Genomic DNA, 24,501 nt, shown 5'->3' on the forward strand with positions numbered 1-24,501 from the left:
ATGAGTCGGCAAACATACCCAATTGGATAATTTCTTCCAATTGATTGAGACAAGATATGATCGACGGTTTGAACTTATCTTTTCCATGGTCTGTCACCATTCGGAAGTATGTTCCTAATGCTTTAAAAGATCTTTGTAAGGCTTGTAGATAAAATGTATCATTAAATTTTATTGATTGGTGTATGGAAAGGCACATCGGTAACACTTTAGATCACTCACATGGGTTACACTTTTACTAGTCAATTCTATACAATAGCCTCTGGTATTTCAACACTTTACTCGTATACAAATCCAAAATTCCAAGAATTGCATCCGCAAAGTAAAGACGACAATGCCGATCAGATATCTCTTCAAAGCCAACTACCTCTCCAATGAAAGGATTCCCAAAGAACACTCGATGGGGCCCGTACTGCGCAAAACCACTTTCATGGACTTTATCGGTAACAATATGTGTGGGATAAGCTACCTCTAGAATCTTTTTTGGGAATGTCCTTTTCGAAGATTTATAAACTTTTGCAGGTGTCAGAAAACCCAAAGCTTCATGTGGTCTTACCTTATTAAATTCTTCACGGAATGAATCAAAGGCGGTCTGTTGTGCATCCAAACTAGATCTTGGGGGTAATGCAGTTTCTTCTTTGAGTGTTCTGTGCATTCTCTCATGACGACCGTTCTGAGATGGTTTCCCTGGTTCAATGCGTTCCGGTCGGATCCCTAATTTCAACCACCATATAGAAAGACTAGTTAAGCCGCCAATGGCCTTACTTGCAAAAGGTGATCCATTATCTGATTTGATTGCCTGTGGTAGTCCATATTCTTAAAAACCCTTTCAAATACCGCTTTTGTTTGCTCTGCATTCGTTTTATTCAGGATTTCACATGCTAGAAGGTAGCGACTATATGCATCTGTAATTGTTAGTGGATCGCAGCGATTGCCATTTCCTACTGTAAAATGGCCTTTAAAATCAACACACCATACATCATTGGGAGCGACTACATTGGAAAAAGGAAATAGAGACTGTGGAACTCTTGGTCTTTTTTTCTTAGGTTTGACTAGGCCTTTTTTGCGAAGAATGTTTCCAATTGTAGTTTCACTTGGAATCTGTTTCATGCGATGAAACTTTGCTTTGAGTATGGGACGGAGTTTTTTGGGACCCCAAGATGGATGGTCTTCACGTAAAGATACAATTAGGTGAACGATTTTCTCAGGAGTTTCATTGGACTGAGTGATTCTTTTTCTAGATTTATCTTTGAGTCCGTCGATACCTTCCGACTCATAATTCTTTAGATATTTATAGCCAGTCTTTCTCGATATATTAAAGTCTCGGCAAAGATCGGCAAAACACCACTGACCACTTTTAACAGCTGCTATGAACTTGATTCTTTCTTCTATCACTTTGGTTTCCTTCCAAGGCATCGGATTGTCCTCCGATACACAATGTAGGTGTTACCCATGTGAGTTGTCTCTTTTGTTACCTATCTGACCTCCTCATACCTCTTTTCAGTTGAGGAACAGACGGTGGTTGCTTATGAATCACTGGGCCGCATACGCGAAGCAAGTGGGAAGTTAATTTCAATTCCAGAGTTTAGTGACCCACATGTTTCGGCACTTCGAATGAGTGTTATTGATAGACAATTACTCAGCCTTGCACTGACCAAAATACAACCAACGAAGGACTTATTGTTTGTAAACATGTCTCCGGACCAAGTTATATTGGAATATGAAGAAAGCCGTTCCAACTCATTGCCAATTTCTGATTTGGTAAATAGTTATGGGATTCCTTTGAATCAAATTGTAATTGAGATCACCGAAAAATCAGGAAGTTACGGAACGGATGTTTTGGCTGCTGGTGTGGAATTGCTCCGAGAACAAGGATTTGGGATTGCATTGGATGATGTAGGATCTGAATCTTCCAACTTAGAACGATTAGGTGCCATTAAACCTGATATCATTAAAATTGATTTGAATTTATTAAAAAAATCCATCGAAAAAAGAGAATACCAATCTATTTTAGAATATTTAAAACAAATTTCCCTGAGTATTGGATCTCAGCTATTGTTTGAAGGAATTGAAACTGAAGAAGAGTTGTACCGTGCCATTAGTTCTGGTGCAAGTCTTTTGCAAGGGTATTTTTTAGGAAGGCCTTCCGAACTAAATCAAGATAAACAAAGTATTTGTAATACTGTGGTACCTCACTTACAACTTTATCATGAAATAAAAAGAAAAGAAGTCGCAACAGAGATTGAATTTGAAAAACAAATCAAATCAAAACTCAATACAATTAATTTAAAAACAATTAAACTAGATAATCGGGTGATTATCGATCCACATTCATTTTTCAAATTAGATTCCCATATTAAAAGAGTTTATGTAACCGATTGGTCTGGTACTCAAGTTTCACCATATTATGAAAGGACTAGTGAGATGGGTTTTACGGAAAACCTGCAATTAATTCAGAAAAACTGGTCTTATATGCCATTTTTTTATAAACATGTGAAACAAGTTTTTAGAGATTCTGAGAATTGGCAGGTCAGCGATCCTTATTGGGATAAAGAATTAAATAAGAATGTAATTGTTTTCTCACGGGTGAACGAACTAGGTTATTCTTTTTTTGTAGATTTAACTTTAGATTAAAATTTATTTAGTGGGTAACTGAATTGCATTCCACATCAGTTCTTCAGATTCCTTTAAAAATGCTGAATCTAGTTTAATTTTCCCGTTTCGCGATCCTTTTACCAAACCAACAAAAGCTCCCCAAACAATTGCAATCAGTGCATCAGGTGGTAAATTTCTAAATATACTACGGTTGTTATGTGCAAATCGAGTTAAAAATTTTAATAGTAATGCCCGTTTTTCTACACTTTTTTTATCTAAATGAGGAAGGTTGTACTGCATCTCTAAAAAATCAAAGGCAAGAGGATTTTCTCTTTGGAATTCAGCCATAGAATGCCAGATAAAATGAAACTGTTCTCTCGGATTTCCATTCATTGGAAAATCAATTTTGATTTTATCATATAAGTTTTCTTGCCAGCGTTGGAAGAGACTATTCACTAATTCTTCCTTACTCGCAAAATATCGGTAAATTGTTCCAGCTGCTACGTTGGCTCTTTCCGCAATGAGTGGAACGGCTGTTCCATCAAACCCTTTTGCAGTAAATAATTCTAATGCAGCAGTAAGGATTTCTTCGCTTTTATTTAGTTTTAACGACTTTTCGATCAATGGTACTCACTACCATCCAAACAAATTGGATGAATTGTTCCTTTTTCAATTGGGATCATTCAATCCCAAAATCTCTTTCGTTTCATTCTTTTTTTAAAAAAGTACTTGTAAAGTAAAAAAGGAATGAATATTCATTCATTATTTCGCGAGGATAATACGGATTTACGATGGCAATTTCGAGAAAAAATCTAATTTCTAGGCGAACTGTTGTCAAAACATCTGCTTTTGGCGCGGTTTTTCTGTTTCTTTCCACTTGGAATTGCAAACCATCTACTACCTCAGTGATCGCTGGCAGGGGTATCGATTGCAAATTTTTAGATCCTGAAGCTCAGGAGTTTTTCTCTCATTTGAGTGAGGCTCTCCTATTCCAGTTTCTTCCTGAAGAACCCTTAGAGAAGGAAAAGGTTCTCAATGAGGTGATCCTTGGTATCGATTCTTATTTATATACTCTTCCGATTCATACCCAAGATGAAATTTTAGAAGCCATTCAATTTTTAAAATTAAGAGTTGTTAGATGGTATTTGTTTGGTTCTGGTTCTCATTGGGAACTGACGGATCGAAACGTTGTCATTAAAACTTTAAACCAATGGAAGATGTCATATATAAGTTTGTTTCGTTCTATTTTCTTTTTACTACAATCAATGATTACTATTGGATTTTTTGAAACACCCTATTCCTGGAAATACGTTGGGTATCCTGGTCCAAAACATGCATTGGGGTTACGTCATGGATAAATTAATCAATGTTTCTTATTTAAAGAAGGATCTGGATTTAGAAGCAGATTTTGTCGTCGTAGGTTCCGGTGCTGGTGGTGGAACCAGTGCAGAGATTTTATCCAAAGCGGGATTTCGTGTCATTATTGTGGAAGAAGGAAACTACGAGACGAGTAAAGATTTTGATCTAAAAGAACTTTCGACGTTCAATCGCTTATACTTTGAAGGTGCCACTCGTCCCACAAAAGACAAAGCATTCACTGTGGTACAAGGAAGGACTGTGGGAGGATCCACTGTTGTTAATTGGACAACTTGTATTAAAACTCCGAATGAAACACTTAGTTATTGGGATAAAAACTTTGGAATCAAAGGTTATGGTGCCGATGATTTGGAACCTTGGTTTGCGGTGGCATCCAAAAGACTTTCTATCGAGACATGGGAAGCTCATAATCAAAATAATAATCTACTTAGTTTAGGTGCAAAAAAGTTAGGGTGGCGGTATAGTTCCATTCCTCGCAATGTTAAGAACTGTCATATGTTAGGTTATTGTGGGTTGGGTTGTCCCGTTGATGCCAAACAAAGCCAATTGGTAACCACCATTCCTTCGGCCCTCAAAGAAAAAACAACGTTGTTATACAATACCAAAGCGGTTCGTTATGAGTGGAAAGAAAATTCCATAGACCATTTAGTTTGTTCTCCTGCGGTGACCCAAGGAGAGATAAAACCAAAAATACGATTGTTTGCAAAACATTTCATTACAAGTGCTGGTGCAATCAATTCCCCGGCCCTACTTTTGCGATCCAAACTTCCAGACCCATACCAATTGATCGGTAAAAGAACTTTTGTACAATTACATAATTATTCAGTTGCTGAAATGCCTTCTTCTGTTTATGGATTTTTTGGAGCACCACAATCTGTTGCTTCTGATGAATTTTTATGGAAGGATGGAGTTACGGGGCGAGCTGGTTACAATATAGAAGCTGTGGGTGCCCAACCTATTGTTTTAATGAATTTGCGTAAATTAGTTGGAGAAGAATTTGAAGCGTATGTAAAAAGTTATCCCAATTTGCATGTGTTAGTCTCTCAAATTCGAGATGGATTTAATGAAAAGAGTCAAGGTGGAACTGTGGCATTAAATGATGCCGGTTATCCAATTCTCGATTATCCTCTCAATGACTATATAATCGATGGGATACGAAGGTCCTATTTATCCATGGCAGAATGTCAATTTGCTGCAGGTGCAAAAACCGTTGTTCCTGCCAACAATGCCGTAAGTCCCTTTTCTAATTGGTTGGATGCAAAAAAAGGTATTGAATCAATGACAATCCAATCTCCTAACACAGTTGTGAATTCTACTCACCCGTTAGGTGGTAATCCAATGGGAACGGATAACAAAACATCGGTAGTCGATACGAATGGTAAACACCATCATATAAAAAATTTATCAGTAATTGATGGTTCTATTTTTCCCACAAGTTTAGGAGTGAATCCGAGTTTTACGATTTATGCCATTGCATCGAAATTAGCGACTCAGTTGGTCGGGGAATTTAAGTAAAACTATGTTAACACGAGTCGAAGAGATTTTATTTGCTTCCATGATTTTTTTTCTGATGGTTGCTATGGGTACAACATTAACTGTAGAAAACTTTAAAAAAGCAGTGCATTCCAAAAAACCATTGTTTATCGGGATGGTATCTCAATTTGGTTTTATGCCTTTAATTGCCTTTGGGTTAGCCAAAGGATTTGGACTTTCGCCACTATTTTCTATTGGTTTAATTTTGGTCGGATGTACTCCCGGTGGGACTACCTCAAATCTATTAACGTATTACGCTAAAGGTGATGTAGCTCTGAGTATAAGTATGACCATTACTTCTACGATACTTGCAATTGTGATGATGCCTTTTTTGTTTTGGTTGTATTGTTCAGGATTCAATACAGAACAAATTCAAATACCTTATAAGAGTATTATTGGTTCCATTTTTATCCTGATAATACCAGTATTGATTGGAATAAAAATTAGATCGGCTAACATCAAATTGGCGTTAAAGATTGAAAAAGTGGGAAGTTTTTTGGGTGTTCTCATGATCTTTTTTCTTCTGATCGTTATGGTTCCGAAAAATATAGACATACTTAAAAAAACTACATTTACGATGTACATTTCTGCGATCCTTATTACGGTTTTGGGTTATGTATTTGGTTATACTTTTAGTCGTATCTTAAAACTAACCGACCGCCAAAGTAGAACCGTTTCCTTAGAAACAGGAATTCAAAACGGACCATTAACAATCGCAGTGATTTTGCTTAGTTTTCCTCCGAATTTAATCAATGAGATCTTGTGGATGCCATTGTTATACGCTTTATTCGTCCCTATCACTTCGTCACTCGCAACTTTATATTTTTATTTAACATCAAAGAAAGAACTAAAAGGAATTACTTAAATGAATTTTTATTTTTCAGAAGAACAGAACCGATTGCGAGAAGCAGTTGCTGCATATGCAAAGATTGCGGGTGCAGATCCACAAAGGGATATTGAGGAACGAGATAGTGAATTTTCCTGGGACGTACTGAATGCGTTAGGTGATAAGGGTTGGACTGGAGTGATTGTGCCAGAGGAATACGGCGGAATGGGAAAAGGAGCCATGGAATATACAATCATCATGGAAGAAACGGCCAAAGAACTTGTTTATGGTCCTCAGAATTTGATTCAGGCCCAACAAGGTTTATTGGCAGTCGGAACCGAGGAACAAAAAAGAAAGTGGTTACCTGAACTGGCAAAAGGAAAGATTATGGCTGCCCAAGCAATTTCTGAACCAGATGCAGGATCTTCATTCCAAAACATTCAAACAACAGCTGTGAAAGATGGCAACGAATGGGTGTTAAATGGATTGAAAGTACATATCAATTTGGGGAAAGAAGCTCAGTTGATGATGGTATTAGCTAAAACAGATAAAGGATTAACTGAGTTTTTGGTAGATAAAGATAGCAAAGGAATTCGCTATGAAAAACAAGATCCCATTGGTTTAAGATCAGCACCGATGTATGATGTTCACTTTGAAGATTGTCGAATCCCTGCGAATACAGTTTTAGGTAGGGAAGGAAGAGGGATCGAAACTTTTATGGCTATCTTTAAACTGAGTCGGTTGGGTGTTGCATCACAGTTACTTGGAATTGCTAGAGGTTGTTTGGAACATGCGGTTTCCTTTACAAAATCCAGAAAGGTCGGTGAAAACAGAGTTTCTGACTTTCAGGGAATTCAGTGGATCATAGCAAAACTCACATCAGAATTAGAAGCAGCGAAACTTGCAAGGAACCAAGCAGCTTGGTTACATGATCAAAATGTGAATCACAATTTAGAAACATCTATTGCTAAGTATCTTGCAGGTGTTGTTGCAGATGAAACAGTAAATAAAGCATTCACTCTCACAGGTTCTCATGCTTGTTATAGAAACCGCCCCTACGATCGTTACGTTAGAGAAGTAAAGTCTCTGTTAGCCGGTGGTGGTAGTTCAGAAGTAATGCTAAATAACGTAGCTAGAGAAATTCTCCGTCCATCGTATCACTATTAATATGAAATTTACAGGTACAACTTTAGTTACTGGTGCGAATGGTTTTATTGGCTTTGAACTTTTAAAAGAACTTTCAAAGGATCCAACTTTAAAAATTCGTGTTACGGATTTACGGAATGACCGTATCCAATCCATAAAGAATCCGAATATTGAATTTGTTAGATCTGACATTCGTAAAGAATCAGAACTTCGCCCTTTATTTGAGGGAGTGGATCGTGTATTTCATGTAGCGGGAATTTGTAACTTAAGCACTCCGTATGAAACGTTAAAACCCATCAATGTAAATGCAGTTGATTTAATTACAGACATTGCACTAGAAATTAAAGTGAAAGCATATATTCACTTTAGTTCTTCTAGTGTTTATGGAACCTACAAAGGTACTCCGTTTCAAGAAACGGACGTATGTTTTCCTTTGGATGCTTATGGAAAAAGTAAATACGATGGTGAACAAATCGTACTAAGCAAGATACCAATGGGACTAAGTGCAGTTATCCTAAGGCCCTGTACAGTTTATGGACCTGGTTGTAACGATGGTGCAGGAAAAGTATTTTCTAGACCTGGAAAGATCGCAGGAATTCCCGGAAATGGTAAACAAAGATTAGCGAATGTTAGAGTAGAAGACGTAGCATCTGCAGCTATCTATTTCTCTGAAAGAGAAGCTGTATTTGGAGGAATCTTTAATTTAGCGGATAATAGTCACCCAACTTTAGAAGAAGCTTTGGATTTAGCCGCAGAAGCATTTGGTTCGAAGATTAATAAAATTCATATTCCTTTGGGACTTCTTAAAGTTTTGGCGAAATTGGAAGCACCGATTGCAAAACTTAGAGGGAAGATTCCAGACTTAGAATTTGAAGCAATTAAATATTTATATAACGATTATTATATGGATAATCGAAAACTGAAATCAGTTGGTTATAGTTTAAAATATCCAGATTTTAAAAGTTCTATTTTAAAAATGAAATATTTTTCTAAAGGAGAAAAAAATGAATAAGGTAATAGTAATTAGTGGAATTGCACAGGGAATGGGAAGAGAAGTATCCCTCATGTTAGCGGCAGAAGGGTATACTATTTGCGGATTTGATATTGAAAAAAAATATCTAGATAGTCTTTCCGCTGAACTAACAAAGTTAAACGCAAATTTCCACTTAGAACCATTGAGTATCACCGACTCAGATAAAATCATTAAATTCAAAGATACCGTTTTAAAGAAGTTTGGTAACGTAGATACAGTTGTTTCCAATGTGGGAATTGGTTTTTTTGGACCATTTGAAGAAGTTGATTTGAACAAGGCATTACAATGTTTTGATATCAATGTCATGGGATGTGCACGTCTATTACAAGCTTTCCTTCCTTCTATGCGTGTTGCAAAAAAAGGAAAAATTATAGTTATGTCATCGCTCGTAGGCCAAGTTCCTTTTCCATTTGAGTCCATTTATTCTGCGACTAAGTTTGCAATTGAGGGGATGGTTTCTTCTATGCGTTATGAAGTAACTCCTTTCGGGATCCAAGTGGCTATGATCCAACCGGCCCAAGTATCTACAAACTTCGCAGCAAAAGCCCAAAAATTACCGGAAAAGGAATCACCTTATTATGATCGTTGTGTTCGTTTTATTAATCGAGACAATGACTTAATTAGAACAGCGACTAATCCAAAACAAGCGGCTGAGAGAATTGTAAAGGTAATTGTTTCAAATAAACCAAAGTTGTTCAATCAGGTTGATTTTATGAGTACATTCTTTTTGGGATTAAATCGATTTTTACCACAAAAAATTAAAGATAAAATCTTATTAAACCACATGAATATCAACGTTTAGGAAGAAGTATGAAGGTTCCCAATTTAGAAAAAAGAACTCTGTATCACTTAGTACAAGAAGGAAGACGTTTGTATGGTGATCTTCCTGTTCAGAGTTATAAAGATAATAAGAAAGAATATCATGACATTAGTTATCGCGAATTTGTTTCTTCTGTAGAGGGTTTGTCGAAAGGTTTACTCTATCTAAACACAAAGGCTGGTGACAGAATTGGAATCATTGCCGATGTGGGACACCAATGGTTACAAGTGAGTATGGCAGTTACTAATATTGGATGTGTTGATGTTCCTCGCGGAACAGATGCAACCTTTGATGATATCAGTTATATTTTGACTCATGCGGAATGCAAAATTGTCTTTATTGAAAATGAAAAAACCTTACTCAAGTTTTTACCTGAACTAAAAAAATTAAAAATAGAAACCGTTGTTTTATTTGGAGATCATAGGAGTGAAAATACTGAGCTCGGCTCACCTATCTTAAACTTCTCGGATTTAAAAAAAGTGGGCTCTTCCATTGACGAAAACAAATTTCACTCCAGAGGAAAACAAATCCAGGAAGAAGATTTAGCGACAATCATTTATACTTCTGGAACAACAGGAAAACCCAAAGGTGTGATGCTTACTCATGGAAGTATTCTTTTCGAAATTAATTCTCTTGTGGCAGAATTCAGAAAAACTGGTGTTCATGTTGGTGAAGGTGATGTGACTTTAGGGTTTCTTCCTCCTTGGCATAGTGGAGAAAGAATCTTTGAAACCATTTGTTTTTATTCTGGAATCAAAATCGCATTCACAACAGTGCCCGAACTAGGCAAGGATCTAACAAAAGCAAAACCAACAATTTTATTTACGGTTCCCCGTGTCTGGGAAAGTTTTTACGACAAAATTAGAGATACAATTAACAAAAGTAATGTTTTCAAAAAGTATTTTTTGAAATTACTAGTATGGAATTCTGTAAATTTTTCAATTTGTTATGATCTTGCCTTTGATAAAATTCCAAGATTAAATTCACCTAAAACTATTTTTCAATTTTTATCGCAAGTTTTTCATTCTATTAAATTGGTGATCTACCTTCCGTTACTTCCTATTTCGAAATTGGTTCTATCTAAAATATTATCGGTATTAGGTGGTAAATTGAGATATGCCTTTGCTGGTGCTGGTGCTTTACAAGCAGAAGTAGATCGATTTATGTATGCGATAGGTATGCCTATTTTAGAGGTCTATGGAATGACAGAGAATTCTGGTGTTTCTACGATTAGGCATTATAATGATTTTTCTGTGGGTAATGTTGGGAAACCGATTAACGGAGTCACAATCAAACTAATTGACGAGTTTGGAAAAGAAATTACTAAACCGGGAATCAAAGGTGTCGCTTTTCATCATGGCTTTCATAATATGAAAGGTTATTATTTAGAAGAAGAAAAAACAAAAGCAGTATTAACGGCTGATCGTTGGCTAAATTCCGGTGATTTACTTGTTTATACAGCACAAGGTACATTAAAGTTTGCGGGACGTGCTAAAGACACAATTGTACTTTCTGGAGGCGAAAATGTAGAGCCAGAGCCAATCGAAATTTGTTTGAAACAAAGCGAATATATAGACCAAGCAGTTGTGGTGGGACAAGATAAAAAATCGTTATCGGCTTTATTATTATTAAATTTAGATAAAACCAAATCTTACTTAGATTTACATTCTATTTCACTGGATTTAAACAACTGTATCTACAATGAAAATGAACATTTACAAAAGTTAATGAAAGAGGAAGTCAAACGATTTGTATCCGATAAAAATGGGTTTAAGTCTTTTGAACGGATTACCAATGTTTATATCTTACAAAATCCATTTGTTGTACATGATGAATTAACCCAAACACAAAAAGTAAAACGAAATAGAGTTCAAGAAAAGTATCATAATGAAATTGAATCTATGTATCGTAAATAGGCGGATTCTGAATGCAAACTTATAAATCTTGGAATATAGAAATTGAAGACCGGATTGCCACAGTTACATTACAAACCAATGATTTGAATGTAATGAATATGGATTCTCTTTTTGAACTAAAAAAAATCAGTAAAGAACTAGAGGGAAATAATGAAGTTTGGGCCATCATTTTGCAAGGTGCTGGAAAACATTTTTCTTCGGGTGTTAACATTGATATTTTAAGTAAAGCGTCTGAAATCAGTCCCGAAGAATTTAAGACGAATATGAGAGAAATGCAGAGTTGTTTTACAGCATTTGAGAATATCTCTAAGCCAACCATAGCAAAACTCCAAGGTTTTTGTATGGGCGGTGGGTTTATGTTAGGTCAATGTTGTGACTTTAGAATTGCCAGTGAAAAGTCTGTTTTCTCGATTCCTCTTGTTAAATTAGGTTTAACTGTGCTCATGGGAACGAACAGGATCACTCGAAATGCTGGAATCGCTGCCACCAATGAATTAGTTTTGTTAGGTGAGAAATTCAATCCGGAAAAAGCACTCCAACTGAATTTAGTAACAAAAGTTGTTTCGCAAGAAAAGTTAGATGATTCTGTAAAGCAGTTTGCAAATAAATTTAAGTCCTTACCACCTAAGACTGTATCAATCACCAAACAAATTATTAGACAAGGTGATAAAATTCCTTTAGAACAAAGTTTGGAATTGGAAATTGAATTACAATCTAAGTTACTTTCTTCTTCCGATTTAAAAGAGGCACTAGATAGTTTTTCCAATCATCGTAAACCAGTGTTTACCGGAAATTAACGATGAGTATAGAGGGCCTTTGGCAAAATGGAAAAGTAACAGTCAATCGAATCAGGATTGTTTTATTTTTTATCTTCTTTTTTGCATTGTTTGGAACAAGAGAAAGTATGCCATCTGCAATGTTTACGATCCATTTAACTGGAACAATCATTATGGGGGTTTATGCAACTATATGTTTTTTTTGGCTGAGGATCGGCAACCCACCTGATTGGTTTCATAAGTTACTCATTGTCTTAGATATTGGAATCCATTTGATCAATACTTCCATTGATTGTAGTATGGGTCCTATGGAAGCAAAGTCTGCTTTAAGTAATACCGCAGTTTTATTGGTTGTGTATTTTTATTTAATTTATTCTGGGTTTTTGGGGAATCCTAGATTTGTATTATTTAATGGATGTTTGGCGGGGATGGGAGTATTTTTATCTTATTTTATATCTGTCTCCTATGGCGGATTAATCCCTACTGAAGATCCAACTTTGTATATCCAAACTGGGTATGTGGGAACTTCTGCAGAAATCATTAAAGGGATATTCGTAATTGTAAGTGGTGTTTTACTTTCTAGACTGATTGCACTTTTGATTCGAATTAGTGATAAAGGAATTGAGAAAGCAAAAGAATCTGAGGATTTATTTCAAAAGTCGGTCCAACAGAAAAATTTGGTTCAAGGTGCGGCAAAAAACTTAGAATCTTCCATTCAGAGTTGTGGAAATTATATTTCGCAAACGGCAGAAAGATTAGAATCTCAAGCAGCATCTTTAGAGCAAGTGACAGCAATCAACACAGAACTTTTTTCTTCTTTCGAGTCCAATGCAAAAATTATACATGATCAAAATATAAAAATTACAGATTTATTTTCAGGATCCAATGACCTCAATCAATTAGTTGGTACAATAAGTTCCATTAATCAAGAGTTGATTTCACTAGCGAACGAAAACAAAAAAGATACTACTGATATTGCAGTCGTTTCCAAACGTACAAGTGAGTACTTATCTTCTATAAAATCCTCTTTTGATAAAGTAGATGAAATCAATCAGATTGTTGCCGAAATCGGAGAGAAAACAAATCTACTCGCACTAAATGCATCTATTGAAGCAGCGCGAGCTGGAGATGTAGGAAGGGGATTTGCAGTGGTTGCCAGTGAAGTGAGTAAACTAGCAGATTTCACTGCAACTAATGCAAAGATTATTTCTGAAGTTGTAGGGAATTCGCGGAAATATATTTTTAACGCTGCCGAAGTTTCCACACAAGCGGGGAATTTAACTACAAATCAAATTCAAAAATTAGAAATAACAACTGAAAAAGTAAGTTATATGCATGAACTTTTTGAAAAACAAAAAGGAATTATTTTTGATACGCTGGGTCGTTTGAATGAAATCAATGATTTGTCCTCACAAATATCTTTAAGTACAAAAGAACAAATTTCGGGACAAACAGAAGTGAATAAAGGAATCCTTGCTTTAGAAGACGAGGTGAGTCAAATTTCGGATGCTTCCAGAAATTTAGAGCAGTATGTGGAACAAATTAGATTTCAATCTCAAGAGTTATTGACTTTGAGTGGCTCTTAGTATAGGATTTATTTTTTTGGAGAACATTTATGTTTCAAATCAAACCGCAACTGCTAAACGTTTTAGGGATAATCTTCCTTAGTTTTTGCATATTCAATTGTTCTAATGCAAAATTAGAACCTGGTCAAATAATAGACCAACACGGGAAAACCATCGTCCAAATTCCCGAACCTGGCTCAAATCCTACCAATCAAAAGGAAATCAAAAGTTCGATTCCACTTTTATTGGCAGATGGAAAGTTAAACATTTCTGGTTGGTCCAGATTCCCTCATTTTCAGATTAATGAATCTTTTATTAAAGCCGATCCGAAACGATACAAACGTTGGGAACATTATACATTTTATAATGAAAAATTCGGTGGGGCTGTGACCATCACTGACATTGGAAATTTAGCAATGGGTAGCATTGAACTTTTAGAATTTGCCACAGGGAAAGTTTTGTTTTCCAAAACAGAACTAGTGAGACCAGGAGAAATATTTTTTCCAACCAATACTACGGATCCTATCGAATTCAAAAAAGGGGATCAGTTCATTCGAATCACAAAACTAAAAGAAAAAAGAATCATAGAATACTCCATCGTTGGTGATTCTAGTTCTGAATACATCAAAGGAAATTTTGAGTTAGTAGAAAAGGCACCGGAAGCTCTTGCTGTCATCACTCCATTTTCTGAATCAACATTTTTTTATGAATATAAAATGCCGAGTTTACTTTGTAAAGGTTCCATCCAATACAACAACGTAACTTATGATTTTAATGACAAAAGTTATGCGGTGCTTGATTGGGGTAGAGGTACATGGCCAGAAAAAAACAAATGGCTTTGGGCGGCGGGTGCTGGCCTTGTTGAAGGTGAGTTACTCAGTTTAAATTTGGGATATGGTTTTGGAATTCCAAACAATGCCACTGAAAATGGAATTGTTTACAAAGGAAAAGTTCATAAACTAGATAAAGTTACTTGGAAGTATGATGTTACCGATTACAAAAAACCTTGGAAGTTTATTAGCAACGAAGGTCGATTGGAATTAGAATTTACACCCGTTTATCTTTTGCATTCAGACATTGATTTAATGGGAATGATTGGTTTTTTGAAACAATTGTATCAAAACTTTACTTTCTCAGAAATTTTAGACCTACTGAAAACCGAGGCCTATTTGAACAAAGCCTTTGGTCATTACAACGGTTATGTGGTATTGGACAACGGGACTAAATTAGAAGTAAAAAACCTTGCTGGTTTTGCAGAACAAATGTACCAGCAGTGGTAAATTAACGTTCATAATTCCTTAGAGTATCTAATCTGATTGTGCTTAAAATCACAATCAGAGTGATTGTGGCTCCCGCAGTAATCACTGCCGTTGCAATGGGAACTTTTACAAGCAACAGTCCAGATAATAATCCAGATACCGCAGGTACAACTTGGCTTGTGATCGTATACAAACTCACAAGCCTTCCTCTATACTCTGTTGTCACTTCTGATTGGAGAATGGCAACGATGAGACTAATGCTTGCCCCGGCACCAAATCCACTAAAAAGTAAAAATAAAACGGATACCCATACAATCGTACTAAATCCAATCCCAAAAAATCCCAAACCACAAAACAAACCAGCAAGTAGTATCATCTTCCCATAACCAATTATTTTTGCTAGTTTTAAAGAAACTCCACCACCAACTAACAGTGCTAAGGCAAGTGCTCCCAAAAAGAAGCCACGTTCCAATTCACCTAGTTCCAAAACTCCTTTTGCAAACCGTGGCATCATAACTTGGACTGGACCCATAGAACAATAGATCACTATGGAAAATAGTAAAGTTTGTTTGAGAAGAGGATGATTTTTTGCATAAGATACCCCTCTCAAAATTCGGTCCCATGCCGATGATGATTTTCCAAGACCTTCTGTTTGGATTCCGATAAGTAGAATCATCGCAATCAGAAATAGTGTAGCTCCCGTTTGGTGAACCATTTCCCAAGAATTAATCTTCCGACAAAAGGCAAGGATAGGTGGTGCGGCACCAAATCCAAGCATTACAAGGATATTGAAGACAACGGCCAACTTTACCTGACGTTCGCCCGCAAGTCTTCCGAGCAGCGACATGCGAGCAGGGGCAAGGACCGACCAGCCCATACCAGCAAAGGCAGCGCCTAATAGATAGATGATAACAGAAAGCTCACCTTCCATCCGTGAGGATAAATGTAACAAACCTAAAGAACCCAAAAAGGATAAATGGGCAGCTTGTGCCAATTTTTGGGGAGAATAAGAGTCACACCAAGCACCTGCAAACCAACCAAGGATAAGCGGAACTCCAAAACACAAACCAAATCCTAAACCTGCAAGTGCATCCGCGTTCCAAACGTCTTGAGCATACAAAATGACACTATAGTTAGTTAGGTGGCCGGCTAAAAAACCTAAAAAAGATGCGGCTAAAAATCTAACGATTTGACCTTCACTAAAGTTTTCTTTTGAATTCATTTTGATTGTTTGATTTCCATTAGCGTGGGTTGTCCATCTTCAATATGCCAACTAGGAAAAGCCCCATTGCAGGAATAAGCCTTTCCATCTGGTCCAAATTCTACATCCCGAGTAAAGGTAACTTTTCGACTCATGGGATATACTTTCCATTCTTCGGTTTTGATATCCATTGCCATGAGGTTGTCCGAGGAAGTGCCATTCACCCAAACAAGATGCCTTTGTCGGTCTACGTTGAGAGAGTAGGGTGTTTCGACACCATCCACTGCTGTGGGTAGTGGATACATTTTAAATTTCCCATCTTCGGGAGTGTATTTTGCAATCGCACCTTCGGGAAAGGCAGAGATCCAAATATGATTTTCTTTATCAATTCGAAGTCGTCTTGGTCCTTGGAAGGGGGTTTCAATCAATTGAAAACTATCATCTTTGGGATTGATCACACCAATCGTATCCGCATGCAAACGAGTAAACCATACATTTCCGTTAGGTGCGATATCAATGCCATAAGGAAGTGGCATCCCACTTACCCTTTCATCCACGGGCAACAAATGCATAGGGAATCCCCAGTTCATCAATTTCACAATGAACCCACTGATCCACAAACTAAAACTTTCTTTCGTGGTTCTTGCAGGAAGAGTATAATTTTTGAATGTATTTTTTTTACGATCAAACATCCCCACTTGATTGGAAAGTGCCAGTGTAAACCAAACTCGATCCTCTTCGTCAATACGAACGGTGTGAGGATACAATCCATCAGCAAATACATGGTCAGTAAATTTTTTTGTAACTGGATCAAATTCAGTAATCCGTTTTTGTAAAGATGGTGTGATGAATATATGTCCATCGACTGGTGACTCTGCTAAGGAATGTAAACCCACATAGGTTTCATGTTTTTGGAAGGAACGTAATCTTCCAGGTAATAGGCCTCCGAGTTCGTCATCTGGTTGTTTCGGAACTTTATAGACGACCGTTTTACCTGTGTTAGTATCTATTTCCCAAAGTCTGTCTTGGATATTGTCACCCACATACACAAGGCCCGTTTTTTTATGATACAAAAGGTCATGCATCTGAGAAAAACTATCCCCCATCGGCCATTCCCGAATCACTGCTCCATGTAATTCTTTTCCCCAGATACGCCCTGGTTTCACACGTTCCGGATGTTTGAGTAAATCTACATAAGCATGCGAAAGAAGGCCTGGGAGCTTTTTTTTGGCTTTGCCATGAGGCCTTGCCCCATAGCCCATCATACGATTGATGATCTCTTCCCAATCTCCTTCTGTAAAAGCCCGACGCATAAAAAAACTTCCCTGTTGGTGACAAAACCCGCATTGTTCGAGATAGGTTTTTCTTAAATCCTTATCTTCCCCAAAATCTAAAGCGGCCACCCAACTATTGGAAGGGTATTGGCTAACAAGTGCATTCATATCCACTACCTTCTCCATCCGAAAGGACTGACTCGATCCAGAAGGAAAGGTTCGAAGGTTTTGGTCTTTGAATCCAATCTTACGCAAACGAACAATCACCGAAGGTGCATAGGCAAAGGGAACTTGTACACGTCCATTGGGATTGGTAAACATAGTCACTTCTGGTGTGATGGTAAAAACTAAACCTTCGGGTGGATACCCATGATCATCTCTTGGAGCCACTTGTGGTTTTTCGGCTTTGACCGTGACCATAACCAAATCCAAAGGTTTTCCCGAAGCATCTTTCACTTCAATCTCAATGGCAAGTAACGGTAAATAGGTGAAGAGTATTAAAAAGAGAAATAGTTTAATTTTCATAGTAGGGAACCCCTTTTGCTTTTAAGTATAAAATGAATGTTTCTTTGGATGTGAATTTTGGTGTGTATCCAAATTCACCTTTCAGTTGTTTGTTGGATAAAACAGGCCGATAACGTAAAAAGTCAATTTGGTCTGGACCATATTGAGTCAGTCGGAACATCCGCAAAAGAAAAAGCGCCGATTGTAAAATCAATGCGGGAATCGCAATGTAAGGTTTTCCAATCATAGAACTAATTTCTTTCAAAGTCAGCGCACCATCCCCTGCCAGATTGAATTGTCCTTCTTTTATTTCTAAAATTCCTTTTGCGATGATTTGAATTACATCCTCATCCCAAATGAATACAAAAGGGCTTTTGTGCCCCAATATCCCTAGGACAAATGGCTTTCGGAACATATCAGTAATTAGGTTATTCACTGTAGCCCCTAAGATGGTTCCTGGTCTTAGAATTAATTGTTTTAAACCAGGGTGGTTTGTGCGGTAGTTGGAAAGAATTTCTTCCACTTCCTTTTTGTGCTTAGAATAAACAAAAGCAGAGTGCCCACGGATGGGATCTGTTTCCTCAATCCAATCTCGATTGTCTTTATGATACCCGTAAGCCGCACCAGAACTTGTGATGATGATCTGTTCTGTATTGGCTAAAACTGCACCATCTAACACGTTCTTTGTGCCTTCCACATCAATTTTATGTTGGATTTCCTCACTCATTCCAGGTGGTGGGTTTAAGATGGAAGCTAAGTGGACTATGGAATTAGGTTTCCAGTTTTGAATTACCTTTACTACCTCATCACGATTACTAATGTCTAAAATTTGAAATTCTAGATTGGATACATGATCCAATCCTTTTAGTGGTTTGATATCGGTTGTCAGAATCTTCCAATGAGGAAAGTTTTTTGTTATATGTTGGATAAGCGAGGTGCCAATGTATCCGGCACCACCAGTGATGAATACTCTCAAGTTTAAGTACCTTCGATCGGTGAGAACTTTCGCCAATACAGAACCAGTAACAGTCCCGAAACAATATGCCAAATCCCCCAAAAAGCAGCCACCAAAGCCATGTTTGGTTCCGCTTGGAACTGTGTCAGAATTAAGCCAAGAGCAAGGCCTGAGTTTTGCATTCCCACTTCAATGGTAATGGCACGGCGATTGTAAGGATCTTGGCGAAAAACTCTAGCAATTAAATTTCCAACCGCAAGGGCTACCATATTGTGAAAAACAACGATAAGGAAAATAAATCCCATATTGTCTAAAAATACTTTCCAGTTTCCCCCAACGGCTACAAGGATAAACACAAGAAAGGCAAATGATGAAACCCTTTTGAAAAAAGGAGTGATTTTGTGTGCGGTTCCCGTTGCAAAATTACCAATCGCCATTCCAAGAGTTAAGGGAAATAAAAGTAGAATCACAAGACCTTTAATGATAGCTATACTATCAATATGAAGTTCGCCCGTTCCGGAAATCATGGCCTGGGTGACAGGATTCAAATTTGCCGTAATGGTAAAGTTAAGTGGTAAAGTGATGATGGCAAAAGCACTGGAGACTGCTGTCATACTCACAGAGAGAGCCGTATTTCCACGGGCCAAATGAGTGATGATATTAGATAAGTTGCCTCCAGGACTTGCAGCAACTAACAACATGCCTAGTTCAATTCCTGCAGGTAAGTCGAGTACCAAGGTAATCAGAAGAGTGATCCAAGGTAAAAAAATAGTCTGACCGATAAGCCCTGCGAGAGCAGAGATCGGACGTTGTAGTACCGCTTTAAAAGCAATGAACCTAAGTTCCAATGCAACACCGAAAATCATCAGTGCCAATACAAGACCTAAAACGATTTGGTAGTCGTTATTATAATTCATCCTCATTGATTCCTATAGAACAAAATGTATCCAATAAAGAACACATCTTTGATAAAAAGATGGTTCGCAGTACGTTATCTTCTTCTAAGGAAAATTAGGTTCTATCTTTTTTTAAGGGAAACGCATGAGGAAGGGAAGTTATTTCTGAACACTAACTTCTTTTCCAAGGAGATTCGATTCAAAAACTAAGTTGAGATCCTTACAAATTTCACAAAAGGATAGTGATTTTATCCTTTTGTGATGGAAACCTCTACGCAAATAACAATTACTATGTAATCAAAATCCTGCTGCTGTGATCGCCGATTTCGCACAAGGATTGTTATTCGGATCACAAGTAAACATCTTAAAAGTAAACATATCGTCAGGATTAGGTCTTTGTGATGTAGAACCAAAATTAGTTCCACTGGCAAATCCTAAATCCGAACAAGAGGAAGTAGATACCGCATATTTTTTGATGTTGGTATTGAGGGCACCACCTGCACCTCCGGGTGGTGTGTTAAAGTATGCTGTGGAACCAACGTTTCCGCCGTTTAATTGGAAGGAATCATAACAAGTTCCTGTAAAGGATCCACCAAGATCAGCCACTTCCATCACCACTAATGATTTGTTCCGATCCGCCACACCATTTAGTAAATTGTTGATCACAAGGGATGAGATTTCATCCCGGTTCTGTTTTTTGGATTGGCAGTTTCCAAGGAAGATCGAAACCACTAGAATCATAAAGAATCGTATCATTAAATTAATTTTTAAGTTCATGTTTTCCTCTTAGTTTGGTCTATAACTGTAAGCTTCAGGAGAAACAACTCCGGTCCAAAAGTTTGCCTGGAATTGTAGATAAACCCTTCTGTCATCAATCGGCATTGCGTTTCCAGTGGTTGGATTCACATCAAACTGATTTCCAAGTACTTGGTAATATAATTGGGCTTTAAAATGGTGTTTGTCACCGAAAAGGTTTAAACCCGCCCAATACACTCGTAAAGAATCCGTCGGATCTACCTTTCCATTCCGATTAAAATCACCTTGGATGTATTCATACTTTAGAACAGGCATGATGTAGTATTTATCCAAAATAGGAATGTTATAACCGATCGTTCCATGATATCCAAATAAATCATTGGAAGCAGCCCCACCAAACGTAGTGTAGGCGCCTGACAAATAAAACCCTTTGTAAGTAAAGGTACTATCGTAAGTATGTCCGATCAGACCCATCTTTGGCCGTCCCAAAGTAGGAACCGAATTTTGGACTAAAAAATTAGGATTTCCATTGGAATCTAAACTGCCACGATCGGGATTGGATCCTTGAGCTGTTAACAATTGAATTCCGCTCGTTGTGCCTGGTGTGTATTCGGGAACATACAAGGCTTGTGTAATCAAATTCTGAGTTTGCACATAACCTGCACCCACAGACCATTTCAGCTCCCGTTGGAAAATTTCTTCTCCTTCTTGCCAGTTCACCATCTTACCGTCAGACTCTCGTTTGAGTCCACCAAACACATTCACTTGTGCCCGTGCATAGTAAATAGGAGAAGTGTTCACCGTGCCATAGCGATTAGCGGTAGTTAGGTCCTGTCGTCTTCCCGTTCCATAATCTCCACCACCTCCTTTTCCGTTACCCACCATAAGGGAAACTTGTAAGTATCTTTCCCATTTATGATTAATCTCTTTTAAGGGAGTTGTTTGGATCATCACTCCGTTATCAAATTGAGGAATGGCATTCACAATCATACTGCGTTCTAAAGTCACAAAATTAGCAGAAGATTGTATATACTCTCTACTGAATTGAGTGGGCAATTGTCCAAACACAAATCGTAATCCAGCATAAGGAATTTTTGCATAAGCGAAAGCTTCATGGATATAACCACGGTTATCTTTTAGGCGAGTATTGGTTACATAAGTTGTTGTAGCCGGTTTTCCGTTTGCATCCAAATAATTCAACGTGTTGGTTGTTTGAACTATATCGGGCCTATTGAGCATGTTTTCTAAACGAAGTTGGATGTTGGTTCCCCACCAATCGTTTTCGTATTGGGCACCCAATCGGAGCCTTCGAAAATTCCAATCGACTGTATTAAAATCACGATGTCCATTATTGAAAAGTGAGTCTTCCGAACCAGAAACTCCCCGAAACTGCATACGGCCTGTGATCGTCAGTTTTTCTTTCGCGGTATCATCCGGTCTATGGGTAAAGGCATCGGGAAGGGTAGTTGTATTTCCATTGAGGGGACGGTTGTATTCCACCTTCACTCGATTAGGACCCGGTTTTGTAAAAATTTGGCCTGAATCAGTATCCTCATAGAGTTCTCGGTATACTTTCGCTTGTGGTTCTTTTGATTCTTTTTTATGTTCTTTGGTTTCTGCGGGGGTTTGGCCCGTTGGAACCAATTCTTTGGATTCGGGAGTTTCTGATTCTGCAGAAACGGCCGTCGCAAAGAAGAGGATGGCCAAGATGGCTTTTGAAATAGTCTTCATTCGTATCGGTTACGACTGATTTGGATTTATTACAAACGGAAGGGAAGTTCCGATTCAATGTTTCAGTCTAGTTACAAACGTATTGAAGTACTGTTGGGTTTCGATGACAGTTATGTTACAAAATGATTACAAGGCCAGAGTTCGCCCAGTTTTTATACATTTTTTTGCTAAAACCTGGGTTTGTCATAATAGGCAGGGAGTTTTATTACAAAATCATCACTACTCAGCTTGAGGAGAAATGGCTGTTTTTATCGGAATTTTTGGGCGGATCCGCTGTAGCGGACCGGGCTCTACGCTCCAATCTTTCCTACAGAAAGGATTTCCGCTGCGATCCCTTCCGCAAGCATTCCTACAATTGGAACTGGTCGCAAATCCCTTTCAATTTGTCCGCGGTGTTTGAGAGATTTTTTGCAGAAGAGGACATCTCTTCTGCACCGGCAGCCGTGTTGACGGTATGTTCGTTGATTTGTGTGATCACATCGGTAATCTCCCTTACCGCACCCCTTTGTTCGTCCGCAGCGACTTTGATTTGGTCTGATTCGTCTTTCACAACACCAGAGTTTTCCAAAACCGATTGGTTGATTTCTGCTTGAGAACCCATGATGTTATAGAGAGAATCCATTGCCCTGGAAACATCATTGATGTTTTTAATGATTTCTTGGATGAGTGAAGTCGAAGATTGGATACTTTTTGCACCCCCATCTAACTCTTTTGAGTTTTTGTTAATCATTTCCGAAATGGATTTGATCGAAGAGGCAGTTCGAATGGAAAGTTTGGAGATCTCTTCTGCGACGACTGCAAATCCTCTTCCTGCATCCCCAGCACGTGCCGCTTCAATCGCAGCATTGAGCGCTAAAAGTTGTGTTTGGTCCGAAATTTCATTGATGATCGCAATGATTGCCTTCATCTCATCGGATGATTTCAATATATTACTAATCATATCATTCATACCGGTAAGCGACTGTTCTCCTTCTTTTGCTTGGCTCGAGATCGACTTCATTCGATTGAGGGTATGATTGATTTCGTCTGCGACTTGTTTGACACTATTCGCTAAATCTTGGATTTTATTTCGAAATTGGGAAATGTTATTATGTTGGATATCGATAGAACCTGTGATGTTTTCCATACTGGCAGACATTTCTTCTACCGTGGCTGACATCTGTTCGGTGGAAGCAGCTGTTGCTTGTGCTCCTCCAGAAAAACTATCAGAACTAGAGGAAAGTTCTCCGGCACTGGAGGCAAGTTCTTGCGATATAAATTGAATCTCCGATACAATCTTTCTCAGACTTATCAAAAAGGAATTTGTATCACCACTGAGCTCACCAATTTCATCATCGTGTGTGATTTTTAAAGATTCGCTTAGGTCACCTGTAGCCATTTTTTTGAAAAGGTCACGAAGACCCGAAATGGGTTTTAGTCTTTGTGTGATGAGTCGAGAAAGTGCAAAAATGGAAATAGTCAAAATGACAACGGCAAAAAATCCAATCTTTAACAACATATCATGAACAACGGTTAAAATTTCTCCTTTGGAAGCAATCGTTGCCAACCGAATGTTGTATTGGCTTAGATCATATACTGTTGCGATTTTTTCTCTGCCGAAAAAATATTCCATATGTTCTTCAGATTTTAATTCGAGTAACTTTTTTCCCCAGTCTAGTTTTTTAAGATCCAACTTTAAGATTAAAGATTTATCAGGATGTCCAATGACTTGGCCTTCTTTATCCGTGAAGGCAACAAAACCTTCTTTTCCAATTTTGACATCCTTCACCACTTCATCGGTTAAGTGGTTTAAAGAAATTGCAAAAGCAAAGATTGCCACAACTTGTTTGCCTTGAAATACAGGCATGGTTAAAACTGCAACGGGTTCCTGCGTGACCGGCGAACGATTCACTTTACTTAAAAGAGGTTTTCCTTTCAGAACGGCTTTGATATTTTCATCAAAGCCTGTGTTTCCCCAACGAAATCCAATGGCTTTGCCTGTTGCATCGGAAAAAACGATTGGGTTCTCTTCAGCTGTGGATAAAAAAACGTTTTCATAAACTCCAAATTTTTGGCTCAAATTGGCAAGGAGTGGGTCTAGGTATTTACGATCTTTTTTAATACAACGTTCGGCAAATTCAGGGTTAGTGGCATTTAATTCTGCCAAAAGAAATTGTTGGTCAAAAAAATTCTGAATCTGTTTGCCGGAGAGCCTGGCGACGTTTTTCATTTCTCCGATATAAGCATCTACAATGTAGGATTTGCCTATGATGTAAGCAAATGAGGAGATTCCAAAGGTAAGGACCTTAATCACGGCCACACTCAAAGCGACAATTACAGTCTTTAGGCTATTGAACTTCAT

The 24,501-nt window shown here is 37.8% G+C and carries 19 protein-coding genes and 2 pseudogenes; 11 read left to right on the forward strand and 10 right to left on the reverse strand.

Annotated elements, in window-relative coordinates:
- Both LEP1GSC199_RS20985 and LEP1GSC199_RS21335 read right to left on the reverse strand, forming a co-directional pair.
- A pseudogene (locus tag LEP1GSC199_RS20985) lies at positions 1–196 on the reverse strand (serine/threonine protein kinase); the annotation flags it as partial.
- A gap of 39 nt (positions 197–235) precedes the next feature.
- Positions 236–1,413, reverse strand: a pseudogene (locus LEP1GSC199_RS21335) (integrase core domain-containing protein).
- Between the two features lie 63 nt (positions 1,414–1,476).
- Here LEP1GSC199_RS21335 and LEP1GSC199_RS13690 point away from each other — a divergent pair.
- Positions 1,477–2,631 carry an EAL domain-containing protein gene (locus LEP1GSC199_RS13690; RefSeq protein WP_051999768.1) on the forward strand — a complete coding sequence of 385 codons (1,155 nt, stop codon included), beginning with the start codon at positions 1,477–1,479 and terminating at the stop codon, positions 2,629–2,631.
- Between the two features lie 3 nt (positions 2,632–2,634).
- Here the strand turns inward: LEP1GSC199_RS13690 and LEP1GSC199_RS13695 are convergent, their stop codons facing one another.
- The gene (locus tag LEP1GSC199_RS13695; RefSeq protein ID WP_002985518.1) at positions 2,635–3,216 is read right to left on the reverse strand and encodes a TetR/AcrR family transcriptional regulator; all 582 of its coding nucleotides are present in this window, start codon (positions 3,214–3,216) and stop codon (positions 2,635–2,637) included.
- 167 nt (positions 3,217–3,383) lie between these two features.
- Between LEP1GSC199_RS13695 and LEP1GSC199_RS13700 the strand changes: the two genes are divergently transcribed.
- From LEP1GSC199_RS13700 to LEP1GSC199_RS13745, 10 genes are read left to right on the forward strand one after another with little or no spacing between them, the layout of a single operon-like run.
- Positions 3,384–3,950, forward strand: a complete 567-nt coding sequence (locus LEP1GSC199_RS13700) for a hypothetical protein (RefSeq protein ID WP_002985403.1) — start codon at positions 3,384–3,386, stop codon at positions 3,948–3,950.
- Positions 3,943–5,484: a GMC family oxidoreductase gene (locus LEP1GSC199_RS13705; RefSeq protein ID WP_002985512.1), complete on the forward strand. Its 1,542-nt coding sequence runs from the start codon at positions 3,943–3,945 to the stop codon at positions 5,482–5,484. Before LEP1GSC199_RS13700 ends, LEP1GSC199_RS13705 begins: the two co-directional genes overlap by 8 nt.
- Before the next feature lie 4 nt (positions 5,485–5,488).
- Complete coding sequence (locus tag LEP1GSC199_RS13710) at positions 5,489–6,367, forward strand: bile acid:sodium symporter (protein WP_002985473.1); 879 nt, start codon at positions 5,489–5,491, stop codon at positions 6,365–6,367.
- Positions 6,368–7,495, forward strand: a complete 1,128-nt coding sequence (locus LEP1GSC199_RS13715; protein ID WP_002985488.1) for an acyl-CoA dehydrogenase family protein — start codon at positions 6,368–6,370, stop codon at positions 7,493–7,495. It abuts the gene before it with no gap.
- A 1-nt stretch (position 7,496) separates the two neighbouring features.
- Positions 7,497–8,486, forward strand: coding sequence for an NAD-dependent epimerase/dehydratase family protein (locus tag LEP1GSC199_RS13720; RefSeq protein ID WP_002985453.1), 990 nt, complete (start codon positions 7,497–7,499; stop codon positions 8,484–8,486).
- Positions 8,479–9,309, forward strand: a complete 831-nt coding sequence (locus LEP1GSC199_RS13725; RefSeq protein WP_039926880.1) for an SDR family NAD(P)-dependent oxidoreductase — start codon at positions 8,479–8,481, stop codon at positions 9,307–9,309. Before LEP1GSC199_RS13720 ends, LEP1GSC199_RS13725 begins: the two co-directional genes overlap by 8 nt.
- Before the next feature lie 8 nt (positions 9,310–9,317).
- On the forward strand, positions 9,318–11,243 hold the full coding sequence (locus tag LEP1GSC199_RS13730; RefSeq protein ID WP_002985421.1) for an AMP-dependent synthetase/ligase: 1,926 nt from the start codon (positions 9,318–9,320) through the stop codon (positions 11,241–11,243).
- An 11-nt stretch (positions 11,244–11,254) separates the two neighbouring features.
- Complete coding sequence (locus tag LEP1GSC199_RS13735) at positions 11,255–12,040, forward strand: enoyl-CoA hydratase/isomerase family protein (RefSeq protein ID WP_002985492.1); 786 nt, start codon at positions 11,255–11,257, stop codon at positions 12,038–12,040.
- Positions 12,041–12,042: 2 nt separating this feature from the next.
- Positions 12,043–13,605, forward strand: coding sequence for a methyl-accepting chemotaxis protein (locus tag LEP1GSC199_RS13740; protein WP_002985436.1), 1,563 nt, complete (start codon positions 12,043–12,045; stop codon positions 13,603–13,605).
- A gap of 29 nt (positions 13,606–13,634) precedes the next feature.
- Entirely contained in the window at positions 13,635–14,864 is a 1,230-nt protein-coding gene (locus LEP1GSC199_RS13745; protein WP_002985515.1) for a DUF2804 domain-containing protein, read from the forward strand.
- 1 nt (position 14,865) lies between these two features.
- Here the strand turns inward: LEP1GSC199_RS13745 and LEP1GSC199_RS13750 are convergent, their stop codons facing one another.
- The 7 genes from LEP1GSC199_RS13750 to LEP1GSC199_RS13780 form a co-directional block, all read right to left on the reverse strand.
- Positions 14,866–16,065: an MFS transporter gene (locus LEP1GSC199_RS13750; RefSeq protein WP_002985470.1), complete on the reverse strand. Its 1,200-nt coding sequence runs from the start codon at positions 16,063–16,065 to the stop codon at positions 14,866–14,868.
- Positions 16,062–17,843 (reverse strand): Vgb family protein, encoded by a 1,782-nt coding sequence (locus tag LEP1GSC199_RS13755; RefSeq protein WP_002985459.1) that lies wholly within the window; start codon positions 17,841–17,843, stop codon positions 16,062–16,064. The genes LEP1GSC199_RS13750 and LEP1GSC199_RS13755 overlap by 4 nt, the downstream gene beginning before the upstream one ends.
- Positions 17,833–18,798: an NAD-dependent epimerase/dehydratase family protein gene (locus tag LEP1GSC199_RS13760; protein ID WP_002985415.1), complete on the reverse strand. Its 966-nt coding sequence runs from the start codon at positions 18,796–18,798 to the stop codon at positions 17,833–17,835. The genes LEP1GSC199_RS13755 and LEP1GSC199_RS13760 overlap by 11 nt, the downstream gene beginning before the upstream one ends.
- A 2-nt stretch (positions 18,799–18,800) precedes the next feature.
- On the reverse strand, positions 18,801–19,694 hold the full coding sequence (locus tag LEP1GSC199_RS13765) for a bile acid:sodium symporter family protein (RefSeq protein WP_002985418.1): 894 nt from the start codon (positions 19,692–19,694) through the stop codon (positions 18,801–18,803).
- Between the two features lie 276 nt (positions 19,695–19,970).
- Positions 19,971–20,450, reverse strand: a complete 480-nt coding sequence (locus tag LEP1GSC199_RS13770; RefSeq protein WP_002985485.1) for an LA_3150 family lipoprotein — start codon at positions 20,448–20,450, stop codon at positions 19,971–19,973.
- A gap of 9 nt (positions 20,451–20,459) precedes the next feature.
- Positions 20,460–22,160, reverse strand: coding sequence for a hypothetical protein (locus LEP1GSC199_RS13775; protein ID WP_002985412.1), 1,701 nt, complete (start codon positions 22,158–22,160; stop codon positions 20,460–20,462).
- Between the two features lie 349 nt (positions 22,161–22,509).
- Positions 22,510–24,501 carry a methyl-accepting chemotaxis protein gene (locus tag LEP1GSC199_RS13780; RefSeq protein WP_002985504.1) on the reverse strand — a complete coding sequence of 664 codons (1,992 nt, stop codon included), beginning with the start codon at positions 24,499–24,501 and terminating at the stop codon, positions 22,510–22,512.

The organism is Leptospira vanthielii serovar Holland str. Waz Holland = ATCC 700522 (genome assembly GCF_000332455.1).
GTDB classification, from domain to species: domain Bacteria; phylum Spirochaetota; class Leptospiria; order Leptospirales; family Leptospiraceae; genus Leptospira_A; species Leptospira_A vanthielii.

Bases quoted from the DNA above. Each gene is read 5' to 3' on its own strand.
- LEP1GSC199_RS13700 (WP_002985403.1), top strand. From the start codon at position 3,384: ATGGCAATTTCGAGAAAAAATCTAATTTCTAGGCGAACTGTTGTCAAA.
- LEP1GSC199_RS13705 (WP_002985512.1), top strand. From the start codon at position 3,943: ATGGATAAATTAATCAATGTTTCTTATTTAAAGAAGGATCTGGATTTA.
- LEP1GSC199_RS13710 (WP_002985473.1), top strand. From the start codon at position 5,489: ATGTTAACACGAGTCGAAGAGATTTTATTTGCTTCCATGATTTTTTTT.
- LEP1GSC199_RS13715 (WP_002985488.1), top strand. From the start codon at position 6,368: ATGAATTTTTATTTTTCAGAAGAACAGAACCGATTGCGAGAAGCAGTT.
- LEP1GSC199_RS13720 (WP_002985453.1), top strand. From the start codon at position 7,497: ATGAAATTTACAGGTACAACTTTAGTTACTGGTGCGAATGGTTTTATT.
- LEP1GSC199_RS13725 (WP_039926880.1), top strand. From the start codon at position 8,479: ATGAATAAGGTAATAGTAATTAGTGGAATTGCACAGGGAATGGGAAGA.
- LEP1GSC199_RS13730 (WP_002985421.1), top strand. From the start codon at position 9,318: ATGAAGGTTCCCAATTTAGAAAAAAGAACTCTGTATCACTTAGTACAA.
- LEP1GSC199_RS13735 (WP_002985492.1), top strand. From the start codon at position 11,255: ATGCAAACTTATAAATCTTGGAATATAGAAATTGAAGACCGGATTGCC.
- LEP1GSC199_RS13740 (WP_002985436.1), top strand. From the start codon at position 12,043: ATGAGTATAGAGGGCCTTTGGCAAAATGGAAAAGTAACAGTCAATCGA.
- LEP1GSC199_RS13745 (WP_002985515.1), top strand. From the start codon at position 13,635: ATGTTTCAAATCAAACCGCAACTGCTAAACGTTTTAGGGATAATCTTC.
- LEP1GSC199_RS13750 (WP_002985470.1), bottom strand. From the start codon at position 16,065: ATGAATTCAAAAGAAAACTTTAGTGAAGGTCAAATCGTTAGATTTTTA.
- LEP1GSC199_RS13755 (WP_002985459.1), bottom strand. From the start codon at position 17,843: ATGAAAATTAAACTATTTCTCTTTTTAATACTCTTCACCTATTTACCG.
- LEP1GSC199_RS13765 (WP_002985418.1), bottom strand. From the start codon at position 19,694: ATGAATTATAATAACGACTACCAAATCGTTTTAGGTCTTGTATTGGCA.
- LEP1GSC199_RS13770 (WP_002985485.1), bottom strand. From the start codon at position 20,450: ATGAACTTAAAAATTAATTTAATGATACGATTCTTTATGATTCTAGTG.
- LEP1GSC199_RS13775 (WP_002985412.1), bottom strand. From the start codon at position 22,160: ATGAAGACTATTTCAAAAGCCATCTTGGCCATCCTCTTCTTTGCGACG.
- LEP1GSC199_RS13780 (WP_002985504.1), bottom strand. From the start codon at position 24,501: ATGAAGTTCAATAGCCTAAAGACTGTAATTGTCGCTTTGAGTGTGGCC.